A 13,947-nucleotide genomic window follows, 5' to 3' on the forward strand; every position below is an offset into this window, starting at 1 on the left:
TTAGCCAGCTCGGTGCAGCGACGCGGGCACGCTCAGGTGACAGGTTCGCAGCGGTGGGAAGATCGTCTCTCCATTTACTTCTACGCCGACGGCTCCATCTACGCCCAGCGCCAAGGCGACCAGTTCGTGCTTGACTCGGGGGCTGGAAAAGCGACCTGTCAGCAAGACGATCGCCCCCCGCTGGCTGACGCGCAGCCCCAGCAGATCAGTCTCGCGGCAGTGCTGACGAAAACAGTGTTCGACCCGCTTTGAAAGGCCGTCGTAGTCAAATTCGCCGCATAACCCAACCCGCTCTGGCGGAATGCGTCGGAAGAGCGGCAGAACGGGAGAAAAAACTGACAGAGCGCCAGAGCTGTCGCTACTCTGGTTCTCTTCTGGCTCTGAAAGAAATTGCCGTAAGCTCATCTTGAAGGATGTCACCTTAGGGTTTATCAAAGCCAAGACATCAACAAACGGGGAAGACACGAGATCGAGAAGACACAAAACAAGCGTGATCCTGAACCTGCAATCCGGAGGGCGATCGCCCAAGTCGTCATGCCCTAAAGCCGCCCCATCATAGGGGAAACCCAACTGAGAAAAAGGCAGCGGGGAACACGTTCGGGCGGCGGCCCATCTTGCTCCTTAGCCATAAGTCCTATGCAGCCATATTGCAGTCATATGCAAACAGATAAGGTGTAAACGGACGCTCCAACGGACGCTCCGGGCAGTGCAGGGATTGCACTTTCAAAAGCCGCTATACGGACACAACATCCCAGTCGCTTTTAGAAACCGGAAGAGTCTGGCAAGAAAAGCTATTTCTTGATAAAAACTTTTCGCAGACTTTTGCGTTTTCCGTATTTCAACTGAGTGTGTCGCACAACGTATACACAAACATACCGTATAGTCCGCAGAAGATCAACCGATTTATGTAACAATCATCACTTTAACTGATCTGCTTGCGGATCTTCGCGCATCAACTCCGTAAAATTCCGTATGCCTCCAATGAGGATAGGCTAAATCTTCATGGTGTCACTTACAGTCGGGCACGACTTAGGATTCACCCAGGAAGTTCCCGACGGGCAGCCCCACAGAATTGAGCCTGACTTTCTGAGGTCAAATCCTCCAGTGTCCTGCTGCCGAAGCTAGATCACCTGAAATTACCCTCAGAACTTACGCACTTGCGATTAAGTTTTCTGGGTTTTGGACGATTTCTCGAGGGCGCAGCCCGCGAGAAATCGTCCAACTGCGTAAGTCCTAACCCTCTTCCAATTGGATTACGTAAGATTACGGCGGGTCGAACGACAACAAGCGACTGACCGACTCATCGGTGTTTTTAGCTACAGGTCGATTGGGCGAAATTTCGGATGGTGAAGACGAGGATTGTGCTGCGTTTAGAGCAGCAGCAGAGTTGGTCGCTGGGCTGGTTAATGCGACTTTCGGAGGATTGAGAGCAATCGCCCGCTGCACGGCCACCATTCGGCGGGCCTGGTCGCGGGTGATACTTTCGGTCGTGTTGCCCAGCCCTGGTGCATTCCAGCGCTGCGTGTCGGGGTCGAGAAAGGCGCGGGTGCGGGCCCACAGAATCGCCTCTTCGCCCGTGATTCCCTGCTGGCGGGCTTCCAGCAGGCGATCGAGATAGCCGCCCCGACTCAACGCCGCACGGGGCGATTGATTCGCCAGATCAATGCCGTTTAGCTGTTCTGCCAGACTTAGCTCTAGTCCTAGGTTGGCGGCGGTTTGCTGGAGCTGCTGCGCTTGCCGCTGGAGCCGCTGGATTTGCTTGCGGTCGGCTTCGGCGGGCGAGGCTGCGCCGTGCTGATAGGAGAATGTGCCCAGGTTCCATACGCCATTGCCCGGATCGGTATGCCCCTGGTAGGCGGCTGTGTAGTCGCCGCGTGGGGTGCGCGTGCCCTCGGCGCTGCCTACGGCGATCGCCACCAGCGAGTCTACCCCGCCTGCAAACGCCGCCTGAAGCATGGCGGGCAGCGCTGCGAGAACTGGACTTTCTGAGGAGACCGACGCTACAACAGGAGCGATCGCCGCCGGAACCAACTCTAGATCAAAACTCAGCGCCGGGTCTTTGGCAGCGGAGGGCGACCCCGCCAGCGCTATAGAAGCAGGGGCTTCAGAGTGGGAACCAGGGGGCGAGTCTTGGGACGGGGGAGCCTGGCCTAACGATGACACCACAGAGGGTGGCGCAGATTGTGTCTGAACTTGTACATTTCCTTGATTGGGCTGGGCCGGGCTGGGCGGTGGGGGCGGCAATTTTAGCTGAGCCGCAGTTCGCCCCTTTCCCAATGGCGGCTCGGTGGCCTGAGGAGGCACAGGCAGCGGCGCGATTGGCGGCGGGTCGGCAACGGGGTGTTCCTCATTAGAGGGGGCGATGTCGCTTTGCAAGGCTGAAGCCAACGCTACAGTCGTAGCGTCTTGTGAGCCAGTGGCCAGCGGACTGGTGGCGGGCAAATTAGCAGCAGCAGGAAACTCCAGCGACACCCGATCGGGAGAAAGGGCGATCGCCGTCTGGTTTACAACTGACCCCGCCAGCACTAGCGCCATCGACCCCGCCAGCAGACCCCTGAACCCACTCCACCGGGAAGCCGACGACTTTAGAACCAGCGTCAGCGATGGGGCGGGCGAGTGGTCAGCCCCCTCCAGCGGATAGCCGCCGACGATATAGCCCAGGATTGCCAGTTCTGCCATGTTGGGGGTTGGTCTGTCGGGGAAGAGTATAGGGGAGGAGCGGGGAGTCAGGGCGATCGCAGCAATCGGGTCAGCAGTGCGGACGACGGTTCCACCAGGGCCCAGCGGCCATCAGTCTGTTTTCGCAGCGTGGCGAAATGCAGCACCTCGCCACGCCCCAGCGCTTGCCCTTCTTGCACGCTGCCCAGACTAGGCCGCCGCAGCCCACACAGCCGCAGCAGATAGGCAGGCACTTCAGGACTGGAAAACACAACGCAATTCCCAGCGGTTGGCTGCATCTGTCCGTCAAATGGGGCATAGACCCGCTGACCTGCCAAGTCAATGGAAATATCGCCCAGCCCCGCCAACACGCGATGACCCGCGATCGCACTTCCCGGTTGAATTTGCCAGGTCTGATGGATGGGCACACTGCGAGCGGTTGGCGGTTCCTGGGCTATGCCGCAAGCTGTCAGGGGAATCAGCAGGGCGATTCGCAAAGCGTTCGCGCAAGCGGTGTAGCACACTTTCCCTACGGAAATCGCCCCCCACATGGGCCGCCGATTCCGATACGCGCCTAATGGGCGCTTACTTCTTAAATACAAAGTCATAGCCCGCATACTCATTGCCCTCGTACAGCACCACAAACCAGGTCTGCGGGTCAAACGCCAGGGGGTAGGCTTCCCGGTCGGCGGGCACTCCGGCGCGAATCTCGACCTGCGGCAGCCGACAGTAGGGTTCGCTGATCACTGCTTTCACCTGCTCCCGGCTGCTGCGCTCAGGAATGCTGAGCAGTTGTGAAAGCTTGTCGCGGTGCAGCACCGACTGCGACTGCACCACCTCCAAACACTTGTTGCTAACAGGCTTGGGACGGCGATCGCCCAAATCCGTCATCAGCATCGCCAGCATCAGCAGCGACCCACCCATGACCAAATAGGACGCGGGATTTTTGCGTTCGGGTTTACGGCGCTTCATCATTTCCTCCTTCGCCAACTAGCACGAAGCAAGACAGCACAATTAATAGCCAGGCCGCTCCAAGAAGTACACTCATAGGAATTAAGGGGGGTAGGGGGTTAACTTAGAGCCAGAGTCCGGTCAGGAAGAGTCCAGCAGCAATCAGACAGAGGCGATAGCCCAATAGCAGCGACAGACGAGGAACTCGGAACGACAGGGCCGTTGCCACGATTGCAGGGGTGAGCAGGGCGATCGCCACAGGAACCCAAAGCTGCGGCAGCGCCAGTAGAATTTGGTGCGTCGCCACCCGAAACAGCACACCACCCGCCAGCCAACCCCCCGCTTCGGCACAGAACGACAGCGGCTCGCTCGGCGGTTGCAGCCATTTCGCCAGCCTTCGCCCCCAAGCTGGATAGCCAGCCGACGATTGGGGGCGATTCCGTCTAGTCCGTCTGACAGATCGCCCTTTAGAAAGAGCCGGGTCAGCCGACGCTGAAGAACGCGGAGTAGCTGGGGAAGCCGCTGGGGATGAACCGTTTGCTTCGGGCGGAGCGGGGGCAAGCTGAATTTGCATAGGACGGATTTGCATGGGGCACGTTAGCGCAAGGGAAAGCTTGGGAAGCCCGAAGCCCGGTTTATCCGACAATTAGCAATTAGAAGAGTCGCAGGCGATTCGGGAATTCAGAACACCAACTTCAGGTCGGGCTTGGAACGAAGCAGGTTTACAGCGGGTTTAAAGCAGTGCAGTTAAAAACAGGCAGTGCAAGATCGTGCAATGCAATAAGGGGTGGGCAGTAAACGGTGGGCAATCAGCAGTGGGCAATCAGCAGTGGGATAAGCGAAAGTGGCGATCGCACTAGCGTTGCGGAGCAACCTCGCCCCCAAAAAAACTGCGTTCCTTTAGTTTAGTACAATTGTACTTAAAACGTAAATGATCTAACGCCCTGGCTTTTGTGCGCTTTTTCTGGAGGTCAGTGTCTGGCTCGTATTCCCATTCTCTGAACGATTTCCGCCGCTTTTTCCCACGCCATCTCGCCTATCTCGTGCGCCCAGCGACGCAGCAACGTTATGATTCCTTCTGTATCACGCACTTGCTGGGCCGTCCCCCGATCCTCAAACCCATGGCCTCTCCCTTGTCTCCCGAACACGCTTCGGCTGCCCGCTCAGTCCGCACCAGGGTATGGCTTTCACGGCTCGCACCCTACCTGTTTCTGGCTCCGGCACTGCTGGTCTTGGGGCTGACGATTTTTTACCCCGCGCTCAACGCCTTCTACCTCAGCTTCACCCAGTTTGAATTTGACATCACCCAGCCCCCCGCCTGGGTCGGCACTGCAAATTTCCAGCGCCTCGTCCGCGACCCCATCTTCTGGCAAACGTTGCGAAACACGCTGCTTTACTTGATTTGCGTTGTTCCTATCTTGGTGACGCTGCCGCTGGGCCTGGCCATCTTGGTAAATCGGGCATTACCGGGAATTGGCGGGTTTCGGGCAGCGTTTTATACGCCTGTGGTGATTTCGATGGTGGTAGCGGGGATCGCCTGGCGCTGGCTCTATGCCGAAACGGGGCTGCTGAACCAACTGCTGCGCTGGCTGGGGCTATCGGAGGCGGGTGTGCCCTGGCTGACCAGCCCACAACTTGCCCTGTTTAGCGTCATGGCGGTGACGATTTGGAAAGGGCTGGGCTATTACATGGTGATTTACCTGGCAGGGCTACAGGCAATCCCAGCAGATTTATACGAAGCGGGGGCGATCGATGGCTCCACGGGCTGGAAAAAACATTGGGACATTACAGTGCCGCTGATGCAGCCCTATCTGCTGCTGGTGGCGGTGATTTCTGCCATTTCGGCAACGAAGGTGTTTGAGGAAGTGTTTGTGATGACGCAGGGCGGCCCGCGCAACAGTTCCAAAACAATGGTTTACTACGTGTACGAGCGGGCGTTTCAGGATTTGGAATTGAGCTACGCTTGTACGATAGGGCTGGTGTTGTTTCTGATTATTTTGGGTTTGTCGGTGCTGCGGCTGATGCTGCGTTCGGAATCGCCAGATTTGCCAGGTTGACGCATGATTTCTGACGATTTCTAACAAAACCTCGGCAAAACCCTTGCAAAACTTTAGATAAAACTTTCCGGTTAGCTTCTAGAAAGCTTCGCCGTATAATGTCTGGGCATCTATCATTTGCATGAACTGAACATTTGCATGAACCGAATTTTTAGCCGAATTGTTCTAAGAGGATGTTTGAAAAGTCCTACTGTTTGTAGCAAAGCGTGCAAGATTCCCCTAAATCCCCCTTAAAAAGGGGGACTTTAAGGCGGTTTCCCCCCTTTTTAAGGGGGGCTAGGGGGGATCTCTGAGTGCTTAACATTACAGGCGATACCTTTTCAAACACCCTCTAAGTGCATTCCTGAGTGCATCCCACTAAGTAACCCGACTGACACTAACCCGACTGAACTCGTCTTAATAAGCTGCTCGGTTACATTCGATCCTTGTTGTGCTGACTTGATTGTTTCGCTGATTTGATCAGATTTGCGTCCTGCCTGCGTCGTCACCGTTGCCATCAATCCTTAAAATCTGACTACACAATCCTGTGATAGCGGTTTATCCTGGTAGCTTTGATCCTATTACCCTGGGGCATCTCGATATCATCGAGCGTGGCAGTCGGCTATTTGGTCGGCTGATTGTCGTTGTCATGCGGAATCCCAGCAAAACGCCGCTGTTTCCGGTTGATCAGCGGGTAGCACAGATTCAGCAGGCGACTCAGCACTTGCCGAATGTCGAAGTTGACACATTTGATGGATTGACCGTGACCTATGCCAGAATGCAGGGAGCAAAGGTCTTGCTGCGGGGGCTGCGTGTCCTCTCTGATTTTGAGAAGGAGTTGCAGATGGCCCACACCAATAAGACCCTAGCTGAGGATATCGAAACTTTCTTCTTAGCGACTTCGAGCGAGTATAGTTTTCTGAGTAGCAGCCTAGTTAAAGAAATCGCCAAATTTGGCGGCCCTGTTGATCATCTCGTCCCTTCCGCCGTCGCGTTAGATATCTGCCAATGCTACGCCAAGACTCCCCCAACCGCATTGCCCCAGACCGCAACGGAACCAGCGCCAACGCCAGCCTCAATGGAGAGGCGAGCCGAGTCGGTGGAGTAGATATCCAGCGCGAACTGGCTAAGCTGGAAGAGATGATCCTGGAAGGATCGCGGCTGCCGATTATCAATCGGACGCTGATCAACGAGGATCAGGTGCTGGATCAGCTAGAGCTGGTGCAGATGAACCTACATCCGGCTTTTGAAGAGGCGAAGAAACTGCTCCAGCACAAGGAAGAGATTTTGCTGGAGGCGGAGCAATACGCCCAGGAAATCATCGAAACGGCAGAGCGGCGGGCCGCGCAAATTCTCGACGAGATGGGGCTAGTGCGGCAGGCAGAGCTTGAGATGAAGCAGATTCGCCAGCGTGTGCAGCAGGAATGTGAAGTGGCCCATGAGCAGGCGATGGTAGAAATCGAGCGGATGCGGCGGCAGACTCAGCAGGAGATTGAAGACATGCGGCGGCGGGCGATCGCCGAATGTGAGGAAATCCAGGCCGGTGCAGATGACTACGCCGATCGCATTTTGCAAGATCTAGAGCAGCAGTTTTCCGATATGCTGCGTGTTGTTCGCAATGGCCGGGGCCAGCTCCGTCCCGAAGCTCCGGCGCGAAATCTGTCGCGGGGAGGCGATCGCCCTAAGAAATAGAGTCAAGAAATAGAGTCTTGGGGCTGAGTCTTGGGGCTAGCGACTGAAGTCTAGCCCTGATCTCTGATCCCTGCTGCTCTGCTTTCTGGGTTCAACCAGCGCCCCTCGCAGCGGCTCGGTCAGCTTCTGGTAGGTGGTGGCCAGCAGCATGTCGAGGTGGGCGCGGAGGCGATGCCACTGCTGGAGGTTGGGGCGATAGGTCTGGTTGTCTTGCTTGAAAAACAGGGGTGCTTCCAGCAGATGAGCTGCGGTTGACTGGCTGGCGGCAGTGGGGATGAGCAGCCCTGTGTCCAGCATCGGCACCAGTCCGGGTGGCAGATGCCCCTCCAGCAGCGCGAGAATGTGCTGACGACAGGCCGTGGTGTCGATGCCGCGCCGTTCTAGCGTGTGCAGCACGCTGTCGAGGGTGACGGGGTATTGGGGAAAGGTTCGCAGCAGTTCCATCAGCAGGTAATAGTCGCTGGTTTGGTGGCGCGGCCGATTGAGCACCTGCGGATGCAGCGGCAACACAGCCAGACCGTAGGCGACGCGGCTACAGGCAGTAGAGGCGTGGCTTGCCGACAGGTAGGTGTCTTGAAGAATGGTGGCGTTGGGCAGCTTTTGGTGCAGCCAGCGGGCGATCGCCACCAGCGAGGCACTGCCCCCAGAGCAGACCACCTGGCGAATTTCCAGCCGCGACAGGCCGGTTTGCCGCAGCAGTGTGTTTAGCTCCCGATTGAGCCGCTCCACGTAGGGCAGCAACACCCGACTGCTGAGGTCGTGGCGCGTCAGGCTGAGGGTCTGGTTGCCCAGAGTGAGCGCCACTTGTTCCTGCTGCTGGAGCGCAATCTTGACCCGCTCGGCGACATGCAACAGCCAGAGTCCCAAATCGGAACTCCGCAGGCGTTGCAGCATTCGGTGGCGGTGGGCCGGGTCGGGATCGCCCACGGCGGGCAGGGTCAAGTCGTCCCATCCTACGGCGAGCCAGGGGTCGGCTGCCGCTTCGGGAGAAACAGGCGGTTCGTGCCAGTCTGCTCCGCCCGGTTTGTGGGACAAGACGTTGGACGATGTTGGGCGATCGCCCTCATTCTTGGAAATTTCGACCTTGGGAGTTTCGACCTTGGGAGTTTCGACAATAGGGCGCTGCGGGCCGTGGGTTTGGCGTACCCAGGCAGGATACACCAGTTGAGTCAGAATGTCTTGGTCGAGGGCTGTGCCCGCGTAGGGCAGCGTGCGAGTTACGAAGTCGCAGGGGCTGAGGTGCTGCAACTGGCTGGGTAAGTTCACCAGTGCTAACTCTGTCAGCGTTGCGCCTGCGCTCAGCACCAGGGTTCCGCCCTGCCAGTTGCCGCTGTAGAGGTCGGCGGGCTGGGCCGGGGCAGGCGAGAGCCGGAGCGGACGCGCATCGGGGCTGGGCAAGCCAGACAGCAGCGTGGCGATCGCCTCTTCCAGCAGAAAAATCTGCTCAGGCCGGCGAACCAAACGAGCCGACAAAATCGCCTCCCGCAGGTTGAAGCTATAGGTATCTGACCAGTTGGCGGGATAGCTGACAATCACGCCCGTCAACTGCCGCAGCGCAAGCTGAAACTGGGCTTCTTCCAGATCCACTGCGCCGCAGGTGAGCAATGGGATTGTCGTGGCAACATCTTCGGAGGCATAGCCGCCCGTTGAGAGGGTAAGGCTCACCAACAGCGTCCGTAGCGCTTGCTGAAACAGGCTCAGCGGCAGGGCCTGGGCATCACTCCAGCGGGCGACGGGTTCCCATTGCAGCGTCTCGGTAGAATAGTAGGGCACGCCGACTTGCAGGTAGGGCTTGAGGTGGCTGAGAGTGAGCCGGTGGGGCTGTTGGGTGCGCGGATGGCCGAGGCTGGCAGAGAGGGGGGCGATCGCAATGGGAGCCGTATTTTGATCCTTCTCATCTACCGCGCTGAGTTGCACCTGCACGGGCAGCCGAAACGTCTTGCGGGCAGGCAGGCGATTGCGCTCCGACGCAGGCGGCAATTCCAGCCAGTAAACCGGGTACAGCGCTCCCGCTGGATATCGCAGCAGCACTGCCGAAATGCCCGTTGTTCCAATGTCCAACCCCAGATACCACTGGACATTCTCAGCCTGCTTTGCCGATGCTTCAGCGGGTTTGCCTGCCTGGGGCGAACCAGATCCAGACACACCCGACAGGGCAGACAGCAGCCGCGACAGCGCCTCCGGAGCAATCCCCAGAGTTTGCATCAAATCCTGTAGCTCTAGATCTGGCTCATAGTCTTCTGGATCAAAGCTTTCGAGCCAGGGTTGCAATGGGTCAGTTGCAGACAGCGGCAACTCGGCAGCAGGAGCAGCGGCAAAATCTGGGTTTGGGCCCGAATTGCCTCCGGCAGCGGACAGCAGTTCCCAATCCGGCTCAGCACTATTGGGGACGGCGGGTGTTGGGCTGGAGCCGCCCGAAGCCTCTGGGTTCGCGGGGGTTGGGCGGATTAGAGGATTTTTTTTTTGCCTCGCTGGAGGAATCAGGCGAATCCGCAGGCTGCGCCTCATCCACCGGATTCACTGGATTCCCCAAGTCGGCCGCAGGAGCGGGTTCTGCGTCATCCAACAAACTGGTCAAATCGGCTGCGGTTAGGCTGGTGCTGGGCGACCCTGGCGGCGGCACAGGAGTCACCTCGCCGACCGACGGCAAATCTTCAAACAGGCTCTCCAAGCCGCTCAGCGTCAATGCTGCCTCACCCGGCGGCGGCGCAGGCACCGATAGCGATAGATTTTCTAGGATGCTATCCGGGAGGGAGTCGCTGGGTGGGGGGACGCTGGGTTGGCGCGGACTGGGCTGCGGGGCAGGCGGCAGTTCTGCAAACAGGTCTTCGAGGCTGTTGGGAATTGCCGGAGGGGGAGCGAGGTCGGGGGAGTTCGCAGGAACGCCCTGGGACGGCGCAGGCGAGGCAGGCACGGCAAAATCCGCCGAAAAATCTTCAAGACTGGCAGACTCTAACCCGACGTTCTCGGCAGGCGTGGCTGGGGGCGCGGCTGAGGGCACTTCTGCGGGAGATACGGCAGCACTATCTGCGCTAGAACCTTCTAGTCCAGAGAATAGATCCTCAGCAAGCAGATCGCCGGAAAAATCACTAGAAAAATCACCAGAGGAGTCATCCGAAAAATCGTCAGCGAACGAGTCCTCTAATGATTCCTCCACTAAGGGCGAGTAATCCGCTGGATGGAGGGGTGTTTGCACATCGGCGATCGCCCCCATTCCGTCCAATGGGGCAAATGGTGCAGGCTCCGTTTGCATCACCGCCTGAAAGTCGCTCAGGCTCAGGTCTTCTCGGTCGGGCGGCAGTTCGGTTTCATCCAGCGCGTTGACCCAATCCGCCAGCGATTCTGGTGTGGTCAGAGGAGCGATCGCTTTTTCGGGCAGGGGGGTGGAGAGTCCCGGCGGCGGCCCGTCCAGCAGCAGCGTCATCTCGTCGTCCGACCCATCTTCGACAGGAAACAGGCTGGAGATAAACAGATCCTCTTCCGTCGGGGCATTTTGAGCGAAAGAACTGCCCTGCCAGTAGGATTGACCTTCGTCAGTCGGGTCGGCAACCGAACCCGCAGCGGGGAACGGATCGGGCGACTCGCGCAGCGATTCCTGCGGGAATTGCCCCCAGTCTGCCAGCGAATCTGTAAAGCTACTGCTCGTTTCAGAGTCCGTTTCAGATACGTCTGTGGCGGGCGCTGCTGCGGACGAACTGAGGGCAGCCAAGTCGGTGCTAAAGGCATCCGCCGCTAGCCCTTCCAGATCTGATAAATCAGCCACAAGCTGCTCCAGCGTGGTCTGGGTCACCTGTACATCGGGACGGGGACTGGACAGCACATCGTCGCCACCCAACAGGTCTTCGCCCGGATTTGCAGGCTCGTAGCGATCTTCGGCATCGGTCGCCAGTCCACTCGCTGGCAGCCCCACCGCCGACTCTTCTGCGGATTCTGCCGCCATCAGTTGCAGCAGGTCGTTGAGGGAGCGGATCACCTCCGGCTTGTTGGGCTGGGGCGAAGACAGGCCACCGTCCGGCTCCTCGGCGGGGGGCGGCTCTGGAGATTCCCCAAACAGCAGATGCTCGACTGCTTCGGGCGATCGCTCTGTGGAATGAGGCGGCTGCAAGGCGGAGGACTCGGTTTGCGCCGTCGGCTCGGCTGGATCTGCTATTTCTCCAGCACGGGCTTCCCCAGCAGCGGCCGCAGCAGGGACATTCATGAACTCGCTCAACAAATCCACCAGTTCATCAACGCTGGGGCTGGCGATCGCCGCATCGGTCGCATCGGTTGCATCGCTGGCTGGGTCTGCCTGTCCGCCAAACAAAGCCTGATCCAGGCTGTCCAGGCTACCCAACTCGGCATCAATGGGGGGCGTATCGCTCAGATCTGTTAGATCAGTCAGATCAGTCGAACCAGACAGATCAGGCAGATCGGATTCACCTTCACTCACCGAACTGGGTTCTGCTACGTCCGTCATATCGGGGACAAGCTGAACGCGCGATCGCTGTTCCGCATCCGACAGGTGTTGATCGACTGGCTCTTCATCTGCCGTCTCTGCCGTCTCTCCGGTGGCCCCAGCCGCGTCTATGCCAAACAGGCTCTCGTAAAACGCATCCAGTTCGTCATAGGAGTCTGTACCGCTAACAGAGTCGGCATCCAGTCCAAATCCCGTCGTCAGGTCGGCGCTATCGGGCCCGTCGGTGGAGCCTGCCTGCTCTAGCTCGGCATCCAGTTGGGTACTAATTTGCCCCAGTAGATCTAGCGCCGAGTCCAAATCTTCAATTGACAAGCCTGGACTGACGGAGGCTTCTTCTGTCTCTTCTGTCTCTTCTGTCTCCTTAGCCTCTTCTGTCTCTTCAGCCTCCTCAGCATCGACCTGCAAGACCGTGCGAGGATCGCCCAGTGGCTCATCCGGCCGGAAATCCGTCATCGCCGACTCGTCAATCTGAAACATCGTCAGGTCTTCGTCGCCATCGTCTAGCGATGCAAACTCCGCGTCGTCCTCCAGTTCTGGCAGTTCCGGCACCGATGCCAGTTCCAGCCGCTCTAGCTCCTGAGTCAGCAGTTCCAATGCTTCTAGGTCGTCAATTTCGTCCAGCAGCCCCGGATAGGCAGTGGAACCCATGGGGCGGGTATCGGCAGGCATTGGGTCTGACTCGCTTTCGGAGGCCACACGGTCAGCCGCACCAGAGTCCGGGCTGGGTTCCGGCACCTGGAATACCGTCAGTTCCTCATCCAAATCGAGTTCTGGCACTTGGAACACGGTCAAGTCTTCATCCGAAACAGGTTCCGGCACCTGAAATACCGTCAGTTCGTCTTCCAGTTCGCTGAGGAGTTGGTCGATTGGGTCGAGGCTGTCGGACTGCGGACGGGCAGACGAAGCAGCAGTTTCCAGCGAGGCAGGTGGCCACTGTTCCGTGGCTGGCTCTGTCGTCGGCTGTGGGGCAGGCGGCTCGGCAGGCGGGCGGGCCGACGACTGGGGCAGGCTAGTAGCGGGCTGCCATTCGGCATCTTGAATCGAGGCCTGGAGGTAGTGGGAGGCTTCTCGGCTAAGCTGTTCGGCTAGGCGGTTCACCATTGCCGCAAAGATGGACTCGCCCTGCTGCCCCAGGGTATTCATCTTGTCCAGCCCCAGGCTGAGCGATTCCTGATAGGTTTCGATGTTGCTCTGGAGCGACTCGAAGATGACTCGTAGGCTGTTGTCTAGCTTCAGCAGCAGTTGGTCAGACTGAGCCTGGATGCGCTGAATTTGCTGGAGGCGCTCGGCGGGCGTAAGGGCGGGCACCTCAGTTGCAGATGGGGACACAGCCGAGTCAGATGCTTCTGATGCGGCAGAGGGGCGATGTGGCTCTGCAACGCTGGCACCAGCACCCGCAGCCTGAGCCTCGATCTCCGTCAGCATTTGGGCCACCTGCCCCGATAGATCTGCCTGCAACCGGCTCATCAGCGTTTGCAAAAACTCGGAGATGAGGCGCTGCTGGTCAGCGGCGGGCAGCGTGGCCGCAGGCGGCGGTGTGGCATCCGTCAGCACGGCCTGTTGGCGCTGAGATTCTAGCTCGTGAATTTCTTGCAGGAGGCGATCGCGCTGGCGATACAGCACTTCCAGGTCATTTCGCAGCGGCTGCATCACCGTCGTCCGCAAGTAGGTCATCTCTTGCAGCATGGCTTGCAGCACCTGCTGGGCCGATTCCGCAGGCGAGGTCGGCGACAGGGGCACCGCATAGCCCTGATTCATGGGGTCGTGGGCGAGGGCGCTCCCCGCTGCTGGGGTTCCCTGCTGCTGCATTTGGGCCAGATAGCGTCGGGTTTCCTCCAGGACACGGCGCTGTTGGTCTGCCTCGCCGCTCATTACCCAAGGCAGCCGGGGGCTGGATTTGCCCAGCACCTCGTCGATCGCCCGAATTAAGTCCTGAAGTTGCGCCGGTTGATACGTCACGGTTGTCTTGAGGGGAACGAAGGAAGCGGCCTGGAGTTGCCGAAGCTGGCAGGTCGATGGGTTAAAGGTTTGCCTGGACTAGGTTTACCTGGACTGGGTTTACCTAGAGTGGATTTGCGAGTGGATTTGCCTGAACTGGGCTTAGCTATTACGCTTACGCTTGCCGTCGTGGACTGGATTGACCTTCGGATTGAC

The 13,947-nt window shown here is 58.7% G+C and carries 9 protein-coding genes; 3 read left to right on the top strand and 6 right to left on the bottom strand.

The genetic code is table 11. The annotated features are described in order from the left end of the window. The 5 genes from HPC62_RS06515 to HPC62_RS06535 all read right to left on the bottom strand — a co-directional run bounded on the left by HPC62_RS06515 (window position 1) and on the right by HPC62_RS06535 (window position 4,198). Complete coding sequence (locus HPC62_RS06515) at window positions 1–405, bottom strand: hypothetical protein (RefSeq protein ID WP_172354287.1); 405 nt, start codon at window positions 403–405, stop codon at window positions 1–3. Window positions 406–1,263: 858 nt separating this feature from the next. Beyond that, complete coding sequence (locus HPC62_RS06520) at window positions 1,264–2,679, bottom strand: hypothetical protein (RefSeq protein ID WP_172354288.1); 1,416 nt, start codon at window positions 2,677–2,679, stop codon at window positions 1,264–1,266. 47 nt (window positions 2,680–2,726) lie between these two features. After that, the gene (locus HPC62_RS06525) at window positions 2,727–3,209 is read right to left on the bottom strand and encodes a hypothetical protein (RefSeq protein ID WP_225910612.1); all 483 of its coding nucleotides are present in this window, start codon (window positions 3,207–3,209) and stop codon (window positions 2,727–2,729) included. Between the two features lie 34 nt (window positions 3,210–3,243). Beyond that, window positions 3,244–3,633, bottom strand: a complete 390-nt coding sequence (locus HPC62_RS06530; RefSeq protein ID WP_225910613.1) for a hypothetical protein — start codon at window positions 3,631–3,633, stop codon at window positions 3,244–3,246. A 100-nt stretch (window positions 3,634–3,733) separates the two neighbouring features. Then, window positions 3,734–4,198, bottom strand: coding sequence for a hypothetical protein (locus tag HPC62_RS06535; protein WP_172354290.1), 465 nt, complete (start codon window positions 4,196–4,198; stop codon window positions 3,734–3,736). A 532-nt stretch (window positions 4,199–4,730) separates the two neighbouring features. Between HPC62_RS06535 and HPC62_RS06540 the strand changes: the two genes are divergently transcribed. From HPC62_RS06540 to HPC62_RS06550, 3 genes are all read left to right on the top strand, one after another. Next, on the top strand, window positions 4,731–5,666 hold the full coding sequence (locus tag HPC62_RS06540; protein ID WP_172354291.1) for a carbohydrate ABC transporter permease: 936 nt from the start codon (window positions 4,731–4,733) through the stop codon (window positions 5,664–5,666). Window positions 5,667–6,192: 526 nt separating this feature from the next. After that, window positions 6,193–6,753 (top strand): pantetheine-phosphate adenylyltransferase, encoded by a 561-nt coding sequence (gene coaD / locus HPC62_RS06545; RefSeq protein ID WP_172354292.1) that lies wholly within the window; start codon window positions 6,193–6,195, stop codon window positions 6,751–6,753. Beyond that, on the top strand, window positions 6,654–7,337 hold the full coding sequence (locus HPC62_RS06550; protein ID WP_172354293.1) for an ATP synthase F0 subunit B: 684 nt from the start codon (window positions 6,654–6,656) through the stop codon (window positions 7,335–7,337). The genes coaD and HPC62_RS06550 overlap by 100 nt, the downstream gene beginning before the upstream one ends. A 2,380-nt stretch (window positions 7,338–9,717) precedes the next feature. Here the strand turns inward: HPC62_RS06550 and HPC62_RS06555 are convergent. Then, window positions 9,718–13,752: a hypothetical protein gene (locus HPC62_RS06555; RefSeq protein WP_172354294.1), complete on the bottom strand. Its 4,035-nt coding sequence runs from the start codon at window positions 13,750–13,752 to the stop codon at window positions 9,718–9,720. Window positions 13,753–13,947 lie beyond the last annotated feature (195 nt).

It is taken from the genome of Thermoleptolyngbya sichuanensis A183 (assembly GCF_013177315.1).
Lineage (GTDB): Bacteria > Cyanobacteriota > Cyanobacteriia > Elainellales > Elainellaceae > Thermoleptolyngbya > Thermoleptolyngbya sichuanensis.

Excerpts from the sequence above, each read along its gene's own strand:
- HPC62_RS06550 (WP_172354293.1), top strand. The coding sequence starts at position 6,654 with ATGCTACGCCAAGACTCCCCCAACCGCATTGCCCCAGACCGCAACGGA.
- HPC62_RS06530 (WP_225910613.1), bottom strand. The coding sequence starts at position 3,633 with ATGATGAAGCGCCGTAAACCCGAACGCAAAAATCCCGCGTCCTATTTG.
- HPC62_RS06535 (WP_172354290.1), bottom strand. The coding sequence starts at position 4,198 with ATGCAAATCCGTCCTATGCAAATTCAGCTTGCCCCCGCTCCGCCCGAA.
- HPC62_RS06525 (WP_225910612.1), bottom strand. The coding sequence starts at position 3,209 with ATGTGGGGGGCGATTTCCGTAGGGAAAGTGTGCTACACCGCTTGCGCG.
- HPC62_RS06520 (WP_172354288.1), bottom strand. The coding sequence starts at position 2,679 with ATGGCAGAACTGGCAATCCTGGGCTATATCGTCGGCGGCTATCCGCTG.
- HPC62_RS06540 (WP_172354291.1), top strand. The coding sequence starts at position 4,731 with ATGGCCTCTCCCTTGTCTCCCGAACACGCTTCGGCTGCCCGCTCAGTC.
- HPC62_RS06515 (WP_172354287.1), bottom strand. The coding sequence starts at position 405 with ATGAGCTTACGGCAATTTCTTTCAGAGCCAGAAGAGAACCAGAGTAGC.